General features: G+C 45.1%; 8 protein-coding genes. 2 read left to right on the top strand and 6 right to left on the bottom strand.

Features of this window, described 5'->3' with window-relative positions; genetic code table 11:
* Nucleotides 1-44 precede the first annotated feature (44 nt).
* The gene (locus tag MTR11_RS14505) at nucleotides 45-290 is read right to left on the bottom strand and encodes a YgjV family protein (RefSeq protein ID WP_005397186.1); all 246 of its coding nucleotides are present in this window, start codon (nucleotides 288-290) and stop codon (nucleotides 45-47) included.
* Between the two features lie 860 nt (nucleotides 291-1150).
* Here MTR11_RS14505 and MTR11_RS14500 point away from each other — a divergent pair.
* A complete protein-coding gene (locus MTR11_RS14500; RefSeq protein ID WP_243327914.1) occupies nucleotides 1151-16522 on the top strand; it encodes a retention module-containing protein in 15372 nt (5123 codons plus the stop codon).
* Nucleotides 16523-16681: 159 nt separating this feature from the next.
* On the opposite strand, the gene MTR11_RS14495 is transcribed toward MTR11_RS14500, so the two are convergent.
* The 3 genes from MTR11_RS14495 to yccS form a co-directional block, all read right to left on the bottom strand.
* The gene (locus tag MTR11_RS14495) at nucleotides 16682-16984 is read right to left on the bottom strand and encodes a hypothetical protein (protein ID WP_005396673.1); all 303 of its coding nucleotides are present in this window, start codon (nucleotides 16982-16984) and stop codon (nucleotides 16682-16684) included.
* 80 nt (nucleotides 16985-17064) lie between these two features.
* Entirely contained in the window at nucleotides 17065-17295 is a 231-nt protein-coding gene (locus MTR11_RS14490) for a hypothetical protein (RefSeq protein WP_041853076.1), read from the bottom strand.
* 184 nt (nucleotides 17296-17479) lie between these two features.
* Nucleotides 17480-19633 carry a YccS family putative transporter gene (gene yccS, locus MTR11_RS14485; RefSeq protein ID WP_005396670.1) on the bottom strand — a complete coding sequence of 718 codons (2154 nt, stop codon included), beginning with the start codon at nucleotides 19631-19633 and terminating at the stop codon, nucleotides 17480-17482.
* Nucleotides 19634-19956: 323 nt separating this feature from the next.
* On the opposite strand from yccS, the gene helD reads away from it, so the two are divergent.
* Nucleotides 19957-22026 carry a DNA helicase IV gene (gene helD, locus MTR11_RS14480; RefSeq protein ID WP_243327913.1) on the top strand — a complete coding sequence of 690 codons (2070 nt, stop codon included), beginning with the start codon at nucleotides 19957-19959 and terminating at the stop codon, nucleotides 22024-22026.
* A 77-nt stretch (nucleotides 22027-22103) separates the two neighbouring features.
* Here the strand turns inward: helD and MTR11_RS14475 are convergent, their stop codons facing one another.
* Nucleotides 22104-22559 (bottom strand): methylglyoxal synthase, encoded by a 456-nt coding sequence (locus MTR11_RS14475; RefSeq protein ID WP_005376571.1) that lies wholly within the window; start codon nucleotides 22557-22559, stop codon nucleotides 22104-22106.
* Nucleotides 22560-22623: 64 nt separating this feature from the next.
* Nucleotides 22624-23673 carry a TMAO reductase system periplasmic protein TorT gene (gene torT / locus MTR11_RS14470; protein ID WP_319941536.1) on the bottom strand — a complete coding sequence of 350 codons (1050 nt, stop codon included), beginning with the start codon at nucleotides 23671-23673 and terminating at the stop codon, nucleotides 22624-22626.
* Nucleotides 23674-23680: the final 7 nt, after the last annotated feature.

The raw sequence follows: 23680 nt of genomic DNA, 5'->3' as shown, positions 1-23680 counted from the left end.
ATCTTATCATTCGCGGGCTTTTATTGTTCGAATGCTATTGCTTTTTAGGCTCTAGATTCTAGGCTTTTTTTTTCCTGTTGCATTTTTGCTAGGAAGTAGATATTAACGCAAGCAATAAAGCCGTTAGTTAATACTACAGGCCAAGAATCAATCATTAGTCCGTAAGCAGTAAATAGCGCACAACCAATAAAGTTAAGGATACGAAGCTTAACAATATCTTTCATAGTTAGCGAAATTGCGACCATGATTGAAGCTGCATAACCTAAAATCTCAACCATATTCATGTCCATTTTTTGACCCTCTTAAAATCTGCCGAATTTTGTCGGTACCAATTCTTCTCATCTTGAGATTAATGAGGAAGCTCCATGCCTCGAATGGTCTTTTTTTGTTGTATGGACGCACTATATCAATGGAAAAACCGTGATAAAAGCCTCAAATCAAGGTTAAGAGAAGGTTAGCGATTACGCAAACGTTTAGGACGGGAATTACTGATAATTTTACTTATTGTGTTGATTGATAATAACGATGGTATTAATAGCTCTCACATCATTGAAAGTGGGGGAATATTTACATATGATTGAAAATGATAATTATTTTCAAGTGTGATGTTTATGTATTTTCTTATTAGCTTGCTCGTATTTTTTTTACTGTATATCAGGACAAAGCCGAATTCGTGGTGCTCGGGAATTCATATTGTGAGCCACATTTTCATGGTTATATTTTGTCCAACGATTTATGTCATTCAATATTTAATCGTCACGTTTTTCTCGTCACCAATATTGATTAAGTTGTCATCACGTTCAGGTGTATACAACATTCTTATTGCTTTTCTTCCATTATTGATTGCAACCGGTAGTTTGGCGTTTAGCTGAGCGTTTTCATCTATCTTCTTTTTTAAAACGACTACACTTATACGGAATAAGGTATCAATTTCATATGATTAATCGATATTGCGGCGTTAGGACATGTGTCACATTTCTGTGACTACTAGTAAGTTTTACTTACTTTGCTCATTAGTGCGCCATTTATCGATTGCTTAATGAGTTGATACTTAGTCTAATCGTCTAAAGGTGTGCAGTATGCCGCACTAAATCATTTCAAAACTATCTAAAAAGGTTAATGGGAAACGTAGGCCATTAGCGGAGGTCAGATGAGTACGCAAACCGTGCCGCAGAACGCGATTGTAAATGCCGTCAAAGGTGAAGTCTTGGTTTTAGGTCTGGATGGAAAAGCCAGGTCTATAAAAGCGGGGGATGAGTTAATATCTGGCGAAGTGATCATTACTGAAAATAACGCTTCTCTTGATGTACAGATACATAATGAGCTGTATCTGGTTGATGCTAATTGTGTCGCGTGCTTTCCAGAACCTTCTTTTGAACAACCAGAAACCTTGCTGCAATCTCCAGTTAATGGCCAGGTTACTTTCGATCCAACAGCTATCGAAGGTGCTAACTTTGACGCTAATGATGTCGCGGCTATCCAACAGGCCATTTTAGATGGTGCTGACCCGACTGCTATTTTGGAAGCAACGGCTGCTGGTGCTGGCGCTGAAGGCTCAGCCAATGCTGGCTATGTGACCGTTGAATATAATAATCCGGAAGTACTTGCCTCCACCTTTTTTGAGACGTCAGCGACTCGTAGCGGTGTAGAAGAACGCGATGAAGCTGATGATTTAGATGTCACTATTTTTGCCGATGGCGGACAATCACTGCAATCTAGCGTAACAGAAGGCTCAATTTCTCTATCAAGCTACCCGCAAACCATTTCTTCTAGTGTGCTGATTGAAGCAGGGGATCTCGCACTTGATACCGCTTCATTTGTACCTGAAACGTCCTCATTAGAGTCTCTGTTAACCGAGCTAAATAGTGATATTACCTCTGCTGGTCAGCCAGTGGCGTTCGTTTATGACGAAGCGCAAAATGCCATTATCGGCACTCAAGAAGGTAACGAAGTGCTTCGTATAGAGATCGAAGCGACATCTTTAGGCCGTGATTTAGAGTTAGAGGTCGTTACCACGATTAGCCAGGGCATTGACCATGTCGCGTCTGTTGCTGATGGTCAAGTTTCCATCTCCGGTGATCAAATCAATATCGCTTTTGACATTACAGGCGCAGATATTGGTGGTAACAGCATTCAAGCGCCTATCGATTTCACAACAACCGTAATTGATGGCGATGATCCTGCGCCGCAAAACGTTACTTTTGAAAACGTTGAATCTTCTTCTACTCCGATTACTGGCACCTATGTGGATATTGGTAGTGATCAATTGGCAACGGTCACGTTTAATCAAGAAGGGCTTAGTCAATTCGATGGCCTATTGAGTGATAATCAGGCGACAGAAGCGGTACTATCTGAAGACGGCAGTACTATCACCCTGTCCATTGCGGGCTCTAATGAAACCGTCTTAACCATCAGTCTGAATACTGATGGTACCTACCAATTTGAGCAATTTAAGCCGTTAGAACAAACAAACGGTGAAGATACGATTGAGCTCTCTTTGCCAACCACAATCGTCGATTTCGACCAAGATACGGCAAGTAACACCTTTACGATGAGCATCCTTGATGGCGATAATCCGGTGATTGCAAACGTGACGGGATTGTCTTTAGACGAGGCGGGGGTTGACCAGGGTTCACAGGAAGGCGCGGTAGTAACAAGTGGCTCTGGGTCGATCACGACAGCGGTCGGTAGTGACATCATTGATCACTATGAGTTGGAACCTACAGAGTTTAATGTTGGTGGTGAACTCCAATCTCAAGGGCAGGTTGTCCAACTTGAACTAGCATCCGAGAGTAATGGCGTGCGTACTTACGAGGGCTTCATCGAGCTGGATGGCGTGCGTATCACAGTATTTGATGTGGCGATTGATGCCCCTGCATTGGGCGAATACCAATTCAACTTGTATGAACAACTCGACCATACGGGTGCTAACGATGACTCGCTTACTTTCTCACTGCCAGTTTACGCAGTAGATGCGGATGGTGATCGCTCCTCGATTACCGACGGTTCGAACACACCAGAAGCGGCGCAAATTGTCATTCAAGTTCAAGATGACGTTCCTACGATTGATGGCGTTGATGCGCTAGCCGTCGATGAAGATGATTTATCAAGCATCGGCTCCGATCAAAGCGACTCTGTGCTCGCGCAAGGCAACTTCACGACGACTCAGGGCTCAGACCGTGTCGTAAGTTATCAATTAGAGAGCGGCACTGATCCACTCAATGGGTTGGAATCACAGGGTCGATCTATCTCTCTGACGGAAACAGCCAACTCAGATGGCAGCTTTACCTATTCTGCAACGGCAGAAGGGGACGCTATCTTCACCTTACAAGTGAACCCTGATGGCTCTTATTCATTTACTCTTGAAGGTCCAATCGATCATGCTGTGGGTAGCGATAGCCTAACCTTGGATTTCACGATTGTTGCAACGGACTTTGACGGTGACACCAGTTCACTTGTTCTACCGGTAACCATTACTGATGATGTGCCAACCATTAACGACGTTGTTGCTCTTGCCGTCGATGAAGATGACTTAAGTTCGGTAGGCTCTGACCAATCACAGCCAACGCTGGTTGAAGGCCAGTTCACGACAACTCAGGGCTCTGATGGCGTCGTACAGTATCAGTTGGATGTAAACGCTGATCCTTTAAATGGCCTGCAATCTCAAGGGCAAACCGTCTCCATTGCCGAAACGCAAAATGCAGACGGCAGTTACACCTACAGCGCAACGGCAAATGGCAGTGCAGTTTTCACATTAATTTTGAATACTGATGGCTCGTACAGTTTTGAGCTGCAAGGTCCAATCGACCATGCGGCAAATAGCGACAGCTTAACCCTTGATTTTAGCGTTATTGCTACCGATTTCGATGGTGACACAAGCCAAATCGTACTGCCTGTTACCATCGTGGATGATAAACCGACCATTACCGATGTCGGTGCGATTACCGTTGATGAAGATGATTTAGGCACGATTGGTTCGGATCAAACTGACCCGATTTCAATCGATGGCAACTTCACTACCACACAAGGCTCTGACCGAGTGGTGAGCTATCAGCTTGATGCTTCTGCAACACCAGTTGACGGTCTTACATCACAAGGCGTGGCAGTCACGCTAACTGAAACCGCAAACGGCGATGGCAGTTTTACCTACCAAGCAACAGCAGGTACTGAGTCGGTCTTTACACTGACAGTGAACACTGATGGCTCTTATAACTTCACGCTAGAAGGGCCAATTGATCATGCTGTCGATAGCGACGAGTTGACGCTCAACTTCCCAATCATCGCGACCGACTTTGATGGTGATACCACAAACGCCACGCTCCCAGTGACGATCGTGGACAATAAGCCAGTGATTACTGATGTGGATGCAATTACGGTTGATGAAGATGATCTAGCATCAATCGGTTCAGACCAAAGTAATCCAATTTCTATTGATGGCAGCTTCATAACCACGCAAGGCTCAGACCGGGTGGTGAGTTACCAACTTGATGCTTCTGCAACACCGGTTGACGGTTTAACATCGCAAGGTGTGGCTGTCACGCTAACAGAAACGGCAAATAGTGATGGTAGTTTCAGTTATGAAGCGACAGCGGGTTCTGAAGCGATCTTTACGCTGACTGTGAATACTGATGGTACTTACAACTTCACGCTTGAAGGGCCAATTGATCATGCGGTTGATAGTGATGAGTTGACACTGAACTTCCCAATTATAGCCACCGACTTTGATGGCGACACAGTAACTGAAATCATTCCAGTCACGATTGTTGATGATGTACCGACTATTACAGCGGTTGGTGCGCTGAATGTTGATGAGGATGACCTTAACGTTGTAGGTTCCGACCCAGGCGGCGATCTGTTTGTTGAAGGCGCATTTACCACCACTCAAGGTTCTGACCGAGTGGTGAGCTATCAATTGGATTCAACAGCCGATCCTGTTGCGGGCCTGACGTCTCAAGGTGAGGCGATTACCTTGGTGGAAACCGCGAATGGTGATGGCAGCTTTACCTATGTCGCGACCGCAGATGGTAATCCTATTTTTACCCTAAACGTCGCAACGGATGGTACGTACGACTTTACGCTTCAAGGACCAATCGACCATGCGGCCAACAGCGACAGCCTAACCATTGATTTCCCGATTATTGCCACCGATTTTGATGGTGATACGGCCACGGCAACTATTCCAGTCACGATCACGGATGATGCACCAGTCATCGATAACGTCGTGCCGCTGGCTGTGGATGAAGATGATCTCTCAGGTATTGGCTCAGACCAAAGCGACGCTGTTTATGTAGAAGGTGCGTTCACGACCACTCAAGGGTCAGACCGTGTGGTGAGCTACCAACTTGACTCAACGGCTGATCCTGTTTTGGGGTTAACTTCGCAAGGTGAGCCTGTTACCTTGGTAGAGACTGCGAATGCCGATGGCAGCTTTACTTACGTTGCTACCGCGGATGGTAACCCTGTCTTCACCATGAATGTGAATGCAGACGGTACATACAACTTCCGTCTGGAAGGGCCGGTCGACCATGCGTTAAATAGCGATGAGTTAGTACTGAACTTCCCAATCATTGCAACAGACTTTGATGGCGATACGACGACCGCGACCATTCCAGTCACCATTACTGATGACGTTCCAAGCATCGACAACGTTGCTCCACTGACAGTAGACGAAGATGATCTCGCCACAATAGGCTCAGACCAAAACGATGATGCGTTTATGTCGGGTTCTTTCAGCACAACTGAAGGCTCGGACAGTGTTGTTAAATACCAGCTTGATGCAACAGCAGATCCAGTAGCAGGGTTGACCTCTCATGGTGAATCTGTCGTGCTTGCTGAGACGGCAAACGGTGATGGTAGCTTTACTTACACTGCTACAGCGGATGGCAATGCCGTATTTGAATTAGTGCTGAAGCCAGATGGCAGCTACACCTTTACTCTGCTAGGTCCACTAGACCATGCGATGAATAGCGACAGCCTACAAATCGATTTCCCGATTATCGCAACAGACTTTGATGGCGACACTTCAACTAAAATACTGCCTGTCACTATTGTTGATGATCAGCCAAGCATCACTAATGTTGATGCGATCAGCGTGGATGAAGATGACCTGGCTACGATTGGCTCTGATCAAAACGAGTCCGTGTCGATTGATGGTCACTTTGTCACGATGGGTTCTGATCATGTTGTGAGTTATCAGTTAGACGCGTCCTCTAACCCTATTAATGGCTTAACCTCACACGGGGTAGTGGTGACAATGACGGAAAGCGCGAATGCGGATGGCAGTTTCACCTATACCGCTACCGCAGGATCAGAAGCCGTATTTACCTTGACGGTGAACAGCGACGGCAGTTACAACTTCACGCTTGAAAGTCCAATTGACCATGCAACAGGTAGTGATGAGCTGACGCTGAACTTCCCAATCATCGCGACAGATTTTGATGGTGATACCACCACAGAAACGATCCCAGTCACCATCGTCGATGACAAGCCGACTATTACTGATGTCGATGCGATTACCGTTGATGAAGATGATTTAGGCACGATTGGCTCAGACCAAACTGACCCGATTTCAATCGATGGCAACTTCACCACAACGCAAGGCTCTGACCGAGTGGTAAGCTATCAGCTCGACGCTTCTGCAACACCAGTGGATGGTCTGACATCACAAGGCGTGGCGGTCACGCTGACTGAAACCGCAAATGGCGACGGCAGCTTTACCTACAAAGCAACGGCAGGCACAGAAGCAGTCTTTACGCTGACGGTGAATACTGATGGCTCTTACAACTTCACGCTAGAAGGGCCAATTGATCATGCTGTTGATAGCGATGAGTTAACGCTCAACTTCCCAATTATTGCGACCGACTTTGATGGTGACACCTTTGCTGAGACAATTCCTGTCAAGATCGTTGATGACAAGCCGACACTTGGTGGCATTGAAGCAACCAGTGTGCAAACGGTTGATGAGGACGATATCCCAACACTCGGATCTGATGGTACGCAGTCGAACAGTATTGCCGGTAACTTCATCGCGACTGATGGCTCTGATGGCATTGTAGAGTACGGTGTTTCTGACCTAACGACGCCAGTACAAGGCCTGACCTCTGGTGGTCAATCACTGGTCATGGTTGAAGTATTGAACACTGGTGGCGTTTCAGTTTACGAAGCACGTATTGATGGCACGACGACACCAGTATTTCGTGTGACCCTTGATGCTTCTGATGATAGCTACACGTTCGATTTGCTCGCTCCTCTCGATCATCCAAATGCTGATGACCAAAATGAACTGGTCATCAATTTACCGATAAACGCGACGGACTTTGATGGAGACGTGTCGAACAACATCACCTTACCAATTACGGTTGTGGATGATGTTCCGACCATTGATGGTTTATTAGCAGGCAGCGAACAAACCGTTGATGAAGATGACCTACCAGCAGGTACTGATGCTGCAAGTGCAGAAGGTACTGTTATTTCAGGTACTTTTGATATCACCGAAGGTGCTGACCAAGTTGCTTCTATTCAGCTGAGTGACCTGACCACGCCTGTTGCCTCTCTGACTTCAGATGGTGATGCTATCACCTTAGTTCTGTCTTCTAGCGCAAATGGCGTGAACGTATACCAAGGTGTCGCTGGCAATCCTGCTGAAGTGGTGTTCGAACTGACGTTGGATGCAACGAACAACACCTACGAGTTCGATTTACAGAAGCCGCTTGATCATCCAGATGGTAATCAGCAAAACGAGATCATTATTAACCTCCCTGTGACGGCGACGGATAATGATGGTGATACGTCACCAGCCTTCACATTGCCAATTACCGTTGTGGACGATGTTCCGGTTGTTACCAATATTGAAAGTCTACGTGTCGACGAAGATGACTTACCTCTTGGTTCTGATGGTACTAAAGAGCCATTAACGGTATCAGGTGAATTTGAAGTCACTAGCGCAGATGGTATTGATGCTTTCGAATTGGATCTAAGCTCAAATCCTATCCCGAATCTGAAATCGGGCGGAGAAGAGGTAACGCTTTCTCAAGACGTTAGTGCATCAACTGCTGACGCACTTGTTTACGTAGGGCAAACTCCGGGTGGAGTGACGGTCTTCACGTTGACACTTCATCAAGATGGTAAATACGACTTTGAGTTATCTGGTCAGTTAGATCACGCGGTTAATTCTGATGAGATTTTGTTGAATTTACCTGTGAAGATTACGGATGGCGACAACGATACCATTACTGCGACCTTGCCAGTGACTATCGTAGATGACAAGCCAACCATTGATGCAATTAGCTCTGGTAGTACCTTGTCTGTGGATGAGGATGATATTCCAAGCCAAGGTTCGGACGACACGCCAGAATCCAATATCATTGGCGGCAATTTTGACGTTACTGATGGTGCCGATTCTATCGTTAGCTTCCAGTTGGATAGCTTAACGTCACCTGTATCTGGACTTACCTCAGGTGGTCAGCAGCTTGAATTGGTTGAGTTTTCAAATTCAAATGGTGTGATTGAGTACCGAGCTTACGTACAAGGTACGACGGATACCGTCTTTAAACTGACGCTAAATGGCTCAGCTGACAGTTATGAATTTGAACTGTTGGGTGCACTTGATCATCCTGCGGGTAACGATGAAAACTCGTTAGTCATCAACTTCCCAGTCAACGCGATCGATTTTGACGGTGATGTATCAAGCAACATCACTTTGCCAATCACGGTTGTGGACGATGTTCCAGCGATTGTGAAATTGACAGACTCTAGTCAGCAAACGGTAGATGAAGATGATATTGCTGGTGGCTCTGACACGACAAGTGGCGATTCGACGGTACTGACTGGCGGATTTGAAGTCGTTGATGGCGCAGATGAGATTGTCAGCTACCAAATTTCTGATCTCAATGCAGTTGTGTCTGGCTTAACTTCGAACGGCAGCAGTATCGAGTTGAATGTGGTGAGCTCGGTTGGTGGTGTAACCAGTTACGAAGCGGTGATTACTGGCACATCAACTAAGATCTTCACGCTGTCTCTTGATGCGAATAATGACAGTTACCAATTTGAACTGTTGGGACCAATCGACCATGACGCTGTTCAAGGTGAAAACAACCTTGTCATTGATATCCCAATTACAGTTACAGATTTTGATGGTGATACGTCATCATCATTGAACCTTCCAATCACCATTGTTGATGACATTCCTGAAATCACATCAGCAGATCCTTTGGCTGTTGACGAGGATGACCTTGCTAATGGCTCTCAGGCAACCAATAAAGACAGCCTAGAAGCAACGGGTAATTTCGATACGGTGGAAGGGGCAGATACGGTTGTCTCTTACCAGTTGGATCTTACTTCTAACCCGATCCCAGGAGTAACTTCCGGTGGGTTAGCGGTGACACTTGTTCAAACTGCAGTAAGCAACAACAACTACACTTATCAAGGTCAAACACCTGATGGTAACTCAGTGTTCACGCTAGTTTTGAACGCTGACGGCTCTTACAAGTTTACGCTTGAGGGGGCGCTAGACCACTCAACCCAAGGCGAAGATACACTCATACTTGATCTCCCAGTCTTCGCGACCGATGTCGATGGCGATACGGCCGGTATTAACTTACCAGTGACGATTACCGATGATGTTCCAACCTTGTACGATGCATCTATTTCGCGTGTTGAGGGGCAAGGCAGCCGCACGGTTCATTTATTCCAAGACCCTGTAGAAGGTGATGACGATCTTGGTGCTGACGGCGCACAAATAACTTCATTTTCGGCTGATGATTCAGGCATTTACTTTAAGCAAAACGGTGTTGATTCTGATTCTGTCGATTTGAACGGCAGCGACCAAGTCGTATTTGTTCACAAGGTTCTTGACGGAGTGGATACTGAAATAGGTCGTTTGGTTGTTCGAACTGATGGCAGTGTGTCATTCCGTCCGAATGACGATCTTGACCATACAGAAACCGACTCGATTGATTTCACCATCAACGTTGTTGCAACCGATGGTGATGGCGATATCGCAGATGCCGATGTGGATATCTCGATAAGAGACCGCAATGCACAAATTGACACGTCTACCGTTATTGCGTTCGAGGACCAAGGGCGTGATGGTGTCGTTGTGGGCGTTGACTCTGCAAATACGCAGGACAACTTGTCGACGCTGGATGTGACGCCGGCGAAAGTCGACTTGGTTATCAATTTACACGATATCGACCGTAACGAGAGCTTAGGTGACATCACGATTCGAGATGCAAGCACGCACAACGGTACTTTCTATTACCGAGATGGCAGCGGTAACTTCATTGAACTGACACCAATAGGCGATACGGTTGTTCTTGATGCCTCGAATGTCGAGCAATCATTTAGTGGCGAGCTTGTCTCTTTAGATAACTTGTATTTTGTCCCAGATCGTCATACCTCAACCGATGCTTCTGGTATCGATCCTCGTATCCGTGTGGAAATTCTTAACAATGGTACGCCAGATCATACGATTAATGGTCGTTTAGACATTGAAGTTGCTGCCGTTGCAGATATTGCAACGTGGACGGCAAACAGTGAATTTAACTACTCGGTTGATGAAGACGGAAACAACGTCTCACTTAATATCACGGCTGAAACTCAAGATACTAGTAACCCTGAAGGCATTGTGTACGAACTCGTCTTTACACAAGGGGAAGATAACGCAGAGTTAGTATATTCGGATGGTAGCGCGATTTCAAAAACTGGTGGTGTTTATCTCGTAGATGCCAGCCGAATTGGTGACGTTCAAATTGATCCAATCGATAATTTCTCGGGCGAAATCAAGATTGATGTAACCGCGATTACAACAGAAAACAATAATCCGTTATCAGGGAAGGAAACGGCACGTTCAGAGACAGAAACTATCATCATTGATGTTAACCCAATCGCGGACCCAGGTAGTTTTACGGTCAACCGAATCAATGTCTTTGAGGATAACGCTCGAACTCAAGATACCGTCAATCCTGTCACGGATCATGATCCACTTCAGTTAAGTGAAGTGATTACCATGAAGCCGTCTGCGGATTTAGATGGTTCTGAAGCACTATTTGTGCGTATTTCTGACTTCTCAATTGATGGCGTTACGTTAGTGTGGCTTGATTCAGCAAACCCAATCCAAATCGTAGAAGTAACCGATTCAAGCGGCAATGTACTCTATTACGAAGTGCCAGAATCTGAGTTAGCCAAGGTCGAAGTGCTTCCTCCGTTGCACAGCAATGATGACTTTACTTTCAACGTTGAAGGTATCGTCAAAGACACGGCATCCTTATCTAATGGGGTTGCCGAAGATATTTTGTCACTAGGCAGCAAAACAGTGATCGTCGGTGTGAAAGGCGTAGCTGACATACCATTTATTGAGCTGAATGATAAATCAGGGATCTGGCATGAGTTTAATGACGGCAATGTAAGAGGTATTGAGACTAATATCGATGAGAATGGTCAAGTAGAGTTGGGCTTTAGTGTCATCTCTGGCGAGTTACCAGATAACCCGAATGACCACTCAGAGTCGGTTACGGTTCTGCTGTCCAATATTCCGGCAGGTGTCGAGGTATTTGATAGCGATGGTGCATCCGTCGATCTGACCTTTGTAGGCTATGACGCGCAAAATCAGCCAATCTATGAAGCCAATATCACCACGGCGAATATTAATTCTGGAATTGTTATTAAACCGGAAGCGTCATCGACGGAGAACATTCATATTACAGCAACGACGATCGTCACAGAGAATGATGGTCACAGTCGAACCTCATCGGGTGAGATCCGAATCATTGTCGCTCCTGTCATTGATGCGCAAGATAACTACACGGTTCAATCAGAAGGTGATGAAGATACACGCTTTAATATTGATTGGAAGCCAACGTTGGCTCAAAGCCCTGATACAGACGAGTTCTTTAGTGATGTGACGATTTCTGGATTTCCTCCAGGCAGCACGGTTTATGTCGATGGCGTAGCACAAACATTGGTTTCTGGAACATTAACACTTTCGCCACTAGCGAACGAGTCGGAGCAAGACTTTTCTGCTCGAATCTCTCAAAGCGGGTATGTCCAGGTGCAATTAGAGCAAGACTCCAGTACTGACTTTGATTTGAATACTACGGTGACGGTAAAAGAGATTGACCACGAATATGTCGATGCTTCTAATCCAGGACAGGGAATTGCAGAAAAAACCATCAATGGCATGGTGCATGTCCAAGTCAATCCAATCGTTGAGCCAGAAAATACAACAGGATCGCTAGACGCCCAGACATGTTTGCTTGTTACTGAAAGCACTGGCGTTGTCACTGACATCGTGAAGTCAGACGGTCAAGGGAACATTGATTTTACGATCAATACTTCAACGGGTGGGGAGTCTGGTGCGAATATCATCAAATACCAAGAGTTTGACGCCTCTTCAGATGAAGTGGTGACTCAGCTTGTTGTTCAGTTCCACAATGTCGACCCTGAGATTCTCAATCAATTGGTCATTGTTGGTGCATTGAACGAAGGCGGCGGTCGATGGACAGTCATTGACGAAGAAAACTTCTCGATTAAAGCGCCTTCGGGTCTTGATTTAACGCCAAACGACGACAGCGATGATGGTGACAACGGCGGTCTATCTCAAATTGGGTTAACCATCTATGCCGAGGTCAACGATTTAGGTGAAGATGCCGTTGAAAAAGACGCAACAGTGGTAAGAGAAACTGACGTGACACTTGAGTTTCCGACGGTTCTCACGCCGCAAACGAGTGTTGCCGCTGAAATTCAGGTGGCTGATGACGTCCAAATTGAAGCATCGGAAGATAATGCGATCGACCTTGGCACTCAATTGACGTCGAAAGTCGATGCGATTAATGCGGATGGTGTGGAAGATGTTTTGACTGTTGTTATTGATCCATCCGCACCCGGTATTCCTCCAGGCTTGGTGATAACAGGCACTGATATCGATTTTGTCAATGGTAAATACGTTTTCCAAGCAGATATTGATGCTAGTGGCAATATCACAGGTTTGGACGGTTTAACGATGCACTTGGCGGAAGATTACGCTGGTGATTTTGAATTGCCTGTGAGGTTTGTCACCAAAGACACAGAGTCTGGCGACGAAAAAGAAAACAACGTGCGAATTCCAGTCCAGGTTTTACCGATCGCAGATGTGCCTAGTTCGGCGGGTGATCAGCCACTAGATGGTGATATTACACCAAATGTGACAGTGGATATCACAGGTACTCTCGGTTTAGACGCGAACAAACAACCTGTTGATGACCTAAATAACGATGTACCAACGGCGGATGGCGTGGGTTATGAAGATGGTTTAATCCAGCTTAATCTGAATGTCGATTTTGCCGACCGTTATAACAATATCCAAGGTGGTCAGGAAACGCTAACGAATATCAAGTTAGAGCTCGATGACACAACACTGGGGGAGTTTGTTGACGCAAATGGCAATAGCTTAGGGACAAGTATTGCGTTTAATGAAGCTGAGATTTTAGCGGGTGCGCTTGATAATGTTCTGTTTAAGCCGAAAGAAAATTATCCCGTAGGTGGGGGACAAAACACCGTCAAGATTAATATCGAAGGAGAGATCACGGACGAGGCTGTATTTGATCAGTCTATCCTAAATAACCCTGGTGATAATATCGACATAAGAACTTTTACTGATGACGTGACATTCGAAGTTACGCCAGTGGTGGACGATATCACGATTACAGGTGCCGATCCTACGCAGCCAATTACCGTGGTTGGTGACGAAGATACTTTAATTTCGTTGAATCAATCGGGCTCAGGGGTTTCGATCAGCTTAAACGATAATGATGGCTCTGAAAGTTTCGTTTCACTCAAGTTAACAGGGATCCCTGATGACTTTGTCGTGCAATCCAATTCCTCTGATTATGTTGTTAAGAACAACGGCGGAGGAGAATGGAGTATTCAGCTAAAAGACCTTACTCAGACATCCGTTGATTTGAGTGACATCCAAATCAAACCGCCGAAAAACTTCAGTGGTGAGGCAGAGATTGGCATTACCGTGTTCATCCAAGAAGAATTGTTACAAGTACCAACTGAGCGAACTAATAACTTTACGCTGGTTGTGAATCCTATTGGCGATGATGTTGATGTGAATCCCGATACTTCAGCTGCGGGGAATGAGGGAGAAGATATTGTTATCAACGTCAATGCGTTGGTGGTTGATAACAAAGAGTCCATCGGAGATGGCGCAACCTATCAGGAAAATGATCCAGAGACGCTGAGAGTTGAGATTTCAAATGTTCCTGATGGGGCGAGTGTTTCATTACCTGATGGAACGGTGTTTACTGACCAAGGAAATGGCGTCTTCGTATTAGAAATCGATGCTCAAGATTTGGATCAAGTGGTCTTTAATTCTGGTGATCGAAACGATAACTCATGGGGAGGGTCACTGCATTTCAAAGTGCAAGCCGTTGATACCGGGCTCAATGGTCGCCAAAATTTAGGTTCAGCCGAGGAGTTTGACGTAGCCGTTGATGTTGAAGCGGTGAATGATCGACCGGACTTCGTGAATGTCATTGACGTTGAAACACCAGAAGACAACGCTATCCTGCTGGATACATTTGGTATTTCGGATGTGGATGCGGTACTTGATGATCCTACCGCAGAGTATGTCTTGAATATTGCTGTCGATAGCGGTTACTTGGCGCTCGAACCATCGATTATTGCCAATTACGGATTGACGATTTCTGGAGACGGCACGGGTTCAATTGAACTGAAAGGAACCGTATCTGACCTTAACGCCGCTATCGCTGATGGTTTAGTGGAGTTTAACCCAGCGTTTAACTTCTTTGGTAACGTCAATGTCGACATCTCTGTCGATGACCAAGGCAACGAAGGGATTGTGATTAGCGGTGTCGATGAAACACTCAATTCAAATAGCAGCCAATTTGTAATTGAAGTCACAGAGGTGAATGATGCGCCAACAACATCGGAAGTGACGCTGACAAGTATTGATGAAGACAGCGGCGCTGTTATTGTTACCGCAGCGGACTTGCTGGTTAATGCGGTTGATATTGAGTCGGACAATTTAACCGTTAGCAATGTTACGCTTGTCGACCCTGCAGCAGGGACGCTTACTCAACTGAGCTCAACGGAGTGGAGCTTTGAACCTGCTCCTGATTTTTACGGGGATGTAAGCTTTAATTACGATATTACGGATGATGGCATGACCAATGGCGTCTCGGATCCGAAGACCGTCAGTGGCTCAGCCGTGATGACAGTGCAGGCGATTAACGATGCTCCGGAGGTTGATGGCTCAATGGTCACAAATACGATTGTGGAGTCATCGGATCAAAAAATCTCAGGTATCGAAATTACCGATGTTGATTTTGCAGGTGTTCATGAGAATGAAATCATGACGGTGTCACTCAGCATCGATGAGGGTGATATAAGTGTCCTTGTCCCGGCTGGGAGTGGCATTACTCAAGGCGTTGGTTTAGCAGGTGAAACTGTACTGATGGGGACTTTGTCTCAGCTTAATAGTCTTTTCGCTTCGACGGATCCGGATATCGGTGTATTTATTGATGCCAGTGACGTGAACAGCAATTCTATTGCGCTTACCGTTACCGCTGATGACAACGGTATCTTCTATGACAACTTAACGGGTACCTCACTACAAACATCAGAAACGTTTGATATTAACGTAACGCCGGTCGCTGACGTACCAAACTTGGCCATTGATCAGAACTTTAGTTACATTCAAAGAATTAGTGCGAGTCAAAGTGCAAGCCGTCAAGGCATCGCGCTGGTGGGTATTATGGCGGCGTTGACCGATGTCGATGAAGTACTGGCCTTAGAGCTCACTGGCGTGCCAAGAGGAGCCACGATCACGAGTGAAGCTACAACATCGAATATCAGCTTTGATGGTACAACATGGACTGTTCCAGAAGATGAAATTGATACGCTACATATCAATAATGCGATCCCGGGAGATTACGATATTACATTGACTGCGGTTTCTACAGCATCAAATGGTGACCAAGCGTATTCAACGCCATTAGATATTAATCTAAACGTTACACTAAATAGTCAAGATATAGATCAGTCTGCTGAAAGTGAAGACAGCTATCTTATTGGTAGTGATGCAGGCATTACTTTAGCAGCAGGTACGGGAGATGATTATATCCTAGGAGGAGATGGAGATGACGTGCTTATCGGCGGACTAGGCTCTGATATTCTGACTGGTGGTGCGGGTAGCGATATCTTTAAATGGACAGAAGACACGGTGGATAATGGTGCGATTGACACCATCACTGACTTTAGCGTCAATGAGGACACCATTGACCTCAAAGACGTGATCGCTGATTTGAATGACCCAACGGCGGGTATTGATGATTTACTTGCGCACATTCAAGCCGATTACGACGCATCAACAGAAAATGTTTCTCTGAACATTACGACGGATGCAAATGTCCAGCAAACCATTGTGGTGGAAAACTTAGGTACATCGATAGACTTCAACGGTCTTAGCTCCAATGAGATTGTAGAGTCATTGCTGAATCACGGTGTTATTGATAACGGATAAATTTGGATTCAACATAAAACGGGCGGCTTTAACAAGGCGTCCGTTTTTATTGGGAGTTATTGGTTTTTATCGAGACTTATTGAATCGAAATAGCACAACATTAGGTAGCAAAAGAGGGCTTGTTACGGATTTGTAGTGACAGGTCGGAACTAAGAAGTTTTAGACGTGAATATCGAGTAAGCTGCCAATGACTTCATTGTTTTTCTCAATGACGGACGCACCCACTCGGTTGTAACCTGCAGCTTGCGTAAGGTTGATGAGTGATTCAACTTTTTGAGAGGGGAGGCTAGGAGTTGAAGCGGTTATTGCGACATCTGCCACTTTAGCCAAATCGATGTTGTGAGAAGCGATCTCTTCTTTTACTTTACCTAAATTATCATTAATGCCATGCGCGGCTTTTTCAGCCATCTGCTGTGACATCTGAACAATTTGGTGCCCAGATTGAATTCCTGATACAGGCATATCACCACTCCCAATACTATGCTAATGAGAGCATAGGTGGAGTTTATAAAACGTTCAAGTGTTTTATATCAATGATTTGATTAAGCAAACAGTTTAGAAAGCATTTCTCGCTCTTCAACTGAAAGTACTGGGTTTTGCGTTTTGTTTAACTTTACGCTTATCTCACCCTGTAATGATTTCAACTGACTCGCTGTTAAATCACTGAGCTTTTGTTTAAGTTCATTAAATTGTTGTGCGTTCATCTCAATACCCTCGTTGTAATTCGGTTTATCCTTCATTTCCCGAAATTCTTCGTCCTTTGGATACAACATATTTATTCAACCTAGATAGATTAGAATTTGATCGATTGCTTTTTGTCCGAATATTGTCAAGGTGCGTTAAGTGATACGTCAGATTTTTCCTATGAAGGTACATAATTACCCACTTTGGGGTAGATAGAAAAGTAGAAAGAAAAAAGGAAGCGACAATCCGCTTCCTTTTTATATGCGTGTGTTATTAGTTAACCCTCACTGCAAACTTACTGGCGAGTGAATGTAGCTCTGGGAGCATGCGATAGATAAGGTGAAGTTGCTGCAATACCATGCGAGCGGAACTATCATCTTCATCTCGCCACTCATTCAAGCGTTGCTCAAGTCCTGCGTCGTCAATATTAGATAAATCGCACTCTTCGCAATGCTGGTGAAGCTGTTTATGGAGAACGTCTAAATGCTGATGAATACAGCGGTGTGCATCTAAAACGAGCTTATGAATTGACTCATCTTCAATGCGAGTTCGGTGCGCACCAAGAGCAGAAATATAGTTTAGCATTGCGTGATTTAACGTTAAGAAGCGGAAGCTCTCATCAACGGCAGCACGATATTTACCAGGTTCCGCAAGCATTGTACTGATGGCAGAAGAAAGTGAGGCATCACTGTTATGGGCCTGACGACGAGCAATGCGATAGCTCAAGTTGTCCTTTTTACCAATTCGATACTGACCAATGATCTGATCGAGATACTGTTTGTTAGCATCTATCGCATCCGACATGACTTTGTGCAGCCTTCTTGATTGCCAATCTGGCAAAATAACCAGCACGGCTCCTACAGCAAGCACACACCCGATGAGGGTATCAGCTAGTCGAGGAAGCACAACCGCGTAACCTTCACCTAACTGGTTGAATAAGAAGAGGACCAGTAGTGTGATAAAACCGGTTGCGTATCCGTAATTGTTCATCCGAAAGGCGAAAAACATCACGCCAGAAATAACGATGAATACTAACTGGCTTTCTTGAGAAGGGAAGAAAGTCAGTAATGGTACGCCAATTAACAAACCAGCTAATGTGCCTATGACTCGCGCTGTCAATTTTTGACGTGTTGCGCTGTAGTTCGGCTGACACACGAAGAGAGTGGTTAAGAGTATCCAGTAACCTCGGTCGATGTTGAATACTTGAATGATTCCATAACCAATCGTCAAGGCAATCGACATACGCAATGCGTGTCGAAACAGCATCGAATCTTTGTGTAAATTCGCGGATATACGCTGCCACATGGCTTTTAATGTGTGCGGGTTAGTATCGGCGAGCGTATCTTCCTCTAGGCCCTCAACATCTGGGTTGTTAATGTTATTCAGTTGCTTTTCTACCGTCGCTAAATTATTGAATAAATATGTTAACTGCATTAGCAGACGTTTCCAGTGTCCTTGCTTTTGTTCTTCTAAGTAAGCAAGTGAATTTTGCACTTCAGCTAAGGCCAAGATGGACTGATCGGTATGTGAGTATTCATTCCCTAGCTGAATCGCTAATGCAATATCACGACACGCTTGGGCTTGAGATTCCAAAAGATATTTAAAACGAAACAGCACATCAGAACGTTCAAATTCAGTTGCTAAATCTTGATAGCGGTAATGGCTAGAGCTGACTCGTTCGTGGATGTCTTGAGCGATGAAGTAGATATTTAAGAATCGGTCACTAGGGCCATCAATGTGGCCGCGTTTCGAGCGGTTTAGTAATGTGGCTTTGCAAGCGTTTAGCGCCATCACCGTCGCTGCGTTGCACTTGGCGGCTTCAATCCGAAGTGGCTGTGGCGTTAGGTTGGTGACAGGGTGAAAAAGCTTGGCTTTCGCATCGAGATAATTTGCCATTTGAAAGAACACATTGGCTAAGCTTTGTTGCACAGGCTGAAGAGGCCAAAATATCTGCCAAATCATCGACATGAAGTAATACCAAGCCGCACCAGTTAAAAGCAGTAGTGGCTGAAACCAAATGTTAGTACTTTCATGCGCACCAAGCATGGTGTAAATGGCGATCAGCAAAGAGCCAAAAGCAATGCTCGCATATTTAGGACCTATCGCCCCAAGAATGATAAAACCAAAGGTTGAGATAAATAACCCTAATGCAAATGCCCAAGGGGTGTCGAACAAGATTTCAATTGAGAAAGCGGCGAGCGCAAAACAGAGAAAGGTCAGAATCAGCGCCTTGATGCGCCCAGTGAAGCTGTCATCACTCTCTGCCAAAGCAGCAGCAATAACGCCCAATATTAGCGGCGTGATCAGCGTGTTTTGCTCGAAGTACCAAGTCGGGATAACCACACCCAGTAAGGTGATTAGGATAAGAACGCTGTAATTTATGGTCTTGTTTGCCCAATAGAGCCGAAATTTAGAAGTTGCTTGCACAATGCGCCTTATGTTTCCGATGAAGAACGGGGGAATACTACCAAACCCACTATAGCGCGTTTATGATTTACTTTAAGAAAAATTCGTTGTTGCTGATAAAATCAACAGGGATGTCATTGACTTATACTAAAGCAGCCATGCAATGTGTCTATAATTGTAAAGTCAGCTTCAAATAGAATGAGCTTTAGGTTACTAAATCGACAGTAATGTGAATTTTATTAAAGAATAAAAGAAGATGCTTACTTAGGTGCTCGCCATTGCTACAATTTGGCGCCTTAAAATGATATAAATCGACAACTTCTAAATTAAAAGGCGCACGTTTCATGCAGCTCACTGCCACTAGCAAAGCACAGTTTTTTATTCAAAATGAGTACCATCACGTCGAAATAAAAGAGAACAGTGTTTTATTAAGCTCAATAGGCAGTGAAGAACATATTCCTTTTACGATCTGGAATGGCAAAGTTAGCGTAAAGCGTGGGTTGTTATGGAGCTCTTTGCAGTTTTTTGCTCATGAGCACGAAGGCAAACAACAAAGCTGGCTAGTACAAGGGCTACCGTGGCCACAATGCCGTAAGTTTGCTCTTGAAGCTGTTCGTCAGTATCAAGAATGGCACAATACTCAGTGCCGAAAACTGGCTGAGTATCTACCTAAGTGGGAAGAAGAGCTCTACAAACTTAAGCATCTTCCTGCCTATCTATCGCACTCTCAAGTGGTCTCCTGGGTGGAAAGTCTTAACCAAGAGTTAAGCGAAATGAAAACCACTCTAGAAGAAGCCAAAATGCGGATGCCGAATCGCATGGCGGAAATCGAACCTTGGCTTGTTGATACGTCTGCGACGCTTGGTGAGCGTAATCGTGATTGGCTTGAGGAAGAACGTCCGAATTGGGAAGTGCTGTTTAATCGCATAGAATCTTCGCCTTTAAACTTATCCCAGCAATATGCGGTGTTGCTCAACGATGATCACAACTTAGTCCTTGCTGGCGCAGGCTCTGGCAAAACCAGTGTTTTAACGGCTCGAGTTGCATACTTGCTGCAAAGCCACCAGGCTCAAGCAGAAGAGTTGCTTATGCTGGCTTTCGGTCGTGATGCCGCGACTGAAATGAAAGAGCGTTTAGTGGATAAAGTAGGCATGGCCGCAGACGGTGTGCGTGTGAATACGTTCCATCAACTAGGCTTATATATACTCAATCAAGTTGAGCAACAGCCTGTTGAGATCAGTCCGTTGGCGTTAGATGACAACCAGCGAACAGCATGGTGTGTAGATTGGCTGAAAAAGCATTGGATGACGCCTACTAACTTTAAACGTTGGCAAAAACATTTAGACAAATGGCCGATTGCCTATTTAAAAGGGGACGATGAGTTAGGAAGTCACTCAGAAAACCCAAAACTGATCGCGTGGCTAGACTCTCAGTTGTCTCACTTAGCTGCGGTAGGGCTAACCAAAAAGCAAGTGCAAGAAAAGCTGGTAAATCACCAAGACTATACTCGTTTAAACAGCGAACTCGCCTTGTGTTGGCCATGTTTTACTGCGTGGCAGAAAATGCTTAAAGAAAGCAATCAAGTGGATTTCCCTACCATGATCAGTCGTGCGACAGATTATGTAAATAAAGGGAAATTTGTCTCCCCATGGCGCTTCATTATGGTCGATGAGTACCAAGATATCTCTCCAGACCGTTTAGCACTGATTGAAGCACTGTGTGAATCCACACAGAAACAAGCGGGTGCGACGTTGTTTGCGGTTGGTGATGACTGGCAGGCCATCTATCAGTTTGCTGGTGCGGACGTCGATCTTATCACTGGGTTTAAAGAGCGCTTTGCTCACTCTACCGTTCATCATCTAGATACGACTTATCGTTTCAACAATCAGATTGGTGATGTGGCAAACACTTTTGTTCAGCAAAACCCATCGCAATTGCCGAAAACACTAAATAGCCACAAGCAACGTAAGCAGAAGAGTGTGCATACCGCACCGAGTAACCAAGTTGAAAAGATCTTGGATCAATTGAATCAACAAGCCAAGCAAACCAAGTCAGTCTTATTGTTAGGACGTAATCATTATCATAAGCCCGACTTGTATGACGATTGGTTGCGACGTTTTCCTAATCTCGATATTCGTTTTATGACTTGCCATGCGAGTAAAGGGCGAGAGGCTGATTTTGTCATTATTCTTTCTGTGGATGAGGGGCAATTCCCTGCGAAGAAGAAGCAAATTCACATTGATGGCGCATTGACCGAGCCCAAAGACAAATTCCCTCACGCAGAAGAGCGCAGGCTGTTTTACGTGGCGATTACGCGTGCGAAAGAGAAAGTTTGGATTACGCACACTGGCGCTGGGTCCGCATTTGTTCAAGAGCTCGTCAATGGTGATTATCCGATCATCACTTCGCGTTGAAGGCAGAGTTCTGAATTTTAGAAATAATAAAGGCGATACTCAGTATCGCCTTTACGTTATTCGGTTGGCATCAAAGCTTACATGCGTTCAGCAAGATACGCTTCGTAATCCGGTACTTCAATATCCACTTCTTGTTCAAGAAGAGGGGAGTTAAACAAGAACTTAGCGGTGGCTCGGTTCGTTGCCACAGGAATATTCCAAACGCTAGCAATACGAAGAAGCGCTTTAACGTCTGGGTCGTGAGGTACGGCGTTTAGCGGATCCCAGAAGAAAACGAGAACGTCGATCTTACCTTCTGAAATGAGCGCGCCAAGTTGTTGGTCACCGCCCATTGGGCCACTGATCATGCTCTTAATCGCCAGTCCAGTTTCTTTGCTCAACATGTGTCCGGTTGTGCCAGTCGCGTAAAGAAAGTGACTCTGCAGTTTTTCTTTGTTTTCTTTTACCCAGCGAAGTAGCTCAGGTTTGCAGTTGTCATGGGCAACCAAAGCCACATGTTTGTGGGTTGGCATGGTACGAATGGTTTTTTGCATCAAGATGTTTCCGTTTGTATGATTTTAAAATTGTTGTTATTTAATAGAACACGTTTTTTGTCTTTCAATCAACAGCCTTAACACGGAATGTCGGCCTATATTCTGACGGAGATAACGATTCTTCGATCGTATCGTCATGAAGTGTCTTCGGAGTCAGTGGTTTGATCGTTGGTGAGGCATGTTTGTCATACTCTTTTCCCCTTAAGTAATGCGCTGCTTGCATGACGGAAAGCCTGCCTTGCTGCACCATTTTATCTGTTGGTGCGAAGAGCACTTTGTTACGCAATAGTCCTCGGTAAACACCATGACTTAAGTACACAGAAACCAAACCGATCTCCTCAGCTTTGCCTGCGCTACGCAGTTCACTGATAGCGGCTTCAATCGCAACCGCGCTGCCAACGATATAATCTATATTTCCCATATCAATCACACGTTGAACCAGATTACGCTGTAACTCTTTGTCGTTGTCTGCCCAAAACGAGTCAACGATGTTGATATCACTTCCTTGGATAGCTTCATAAAATCCGGCAGTCACGGGCTTCGTGCCTCCACGAGTACGCGGCCCCAAAAGTAAGGCAATGTTTGTTTTTCCTGATCCCTTTGGATGGCGAGCAGCCAGATATTTTCCTGCTTCGTATCCCATCCAGTGCCAGTCAACACCGACCGTACCTTTTAACAGCTTACTTTGCTCTTCATCCAGATCGAGTTGGTTTACAGTAGCAAAGACAGGAATGTTTCCGACCCAATTCTTAAGCGAATGTTCATAGGCCTGTGGGTCCACGGTCCCAAGGACAATCGCATCTGCTCCCCATTGGCTGCACAGTGCGAGTTGTTGCTCTTGACGCGTTTTGTTTGGGTAGCCACCCGCTTCAAGGACTCTCAGCTCGACGCCTTCTTTTTTCGCTTCGGACACCATTCCATAGTTTACTGATAACCAGTATGAATCCTTTAGGTGAGGGTAAATGGCACATACTTTTTCTGCTGCAACCACTGGTAAAGAAGCGACAAGGGCTAATGTGACTGCAGAATGTTTGAAAATTGTGCGAAATGCGTGTTGATTTTTAACCATGAAATGAAGTTCGTTGGCATAGATTAAGTAAACACTGCAAAATATAACGTAA

The sequence above is a fragment of the Vibrio sp. CCB-PB317 genome, assembly GCF_022808245.1.
In the GTDB taxonomy this organism is placed as follows: Bacteria; Pseudomonadota; Gammaproteobacteria; order Enterobacterales; family Vibrionaceae; genus Vibrio; species Vibrio diabolicus.
The sequence above is the reverse complement of the archived record's forward strand: the minus strand, read 5'-3'. Positions and strand labels throughout refer to the sequence as shown.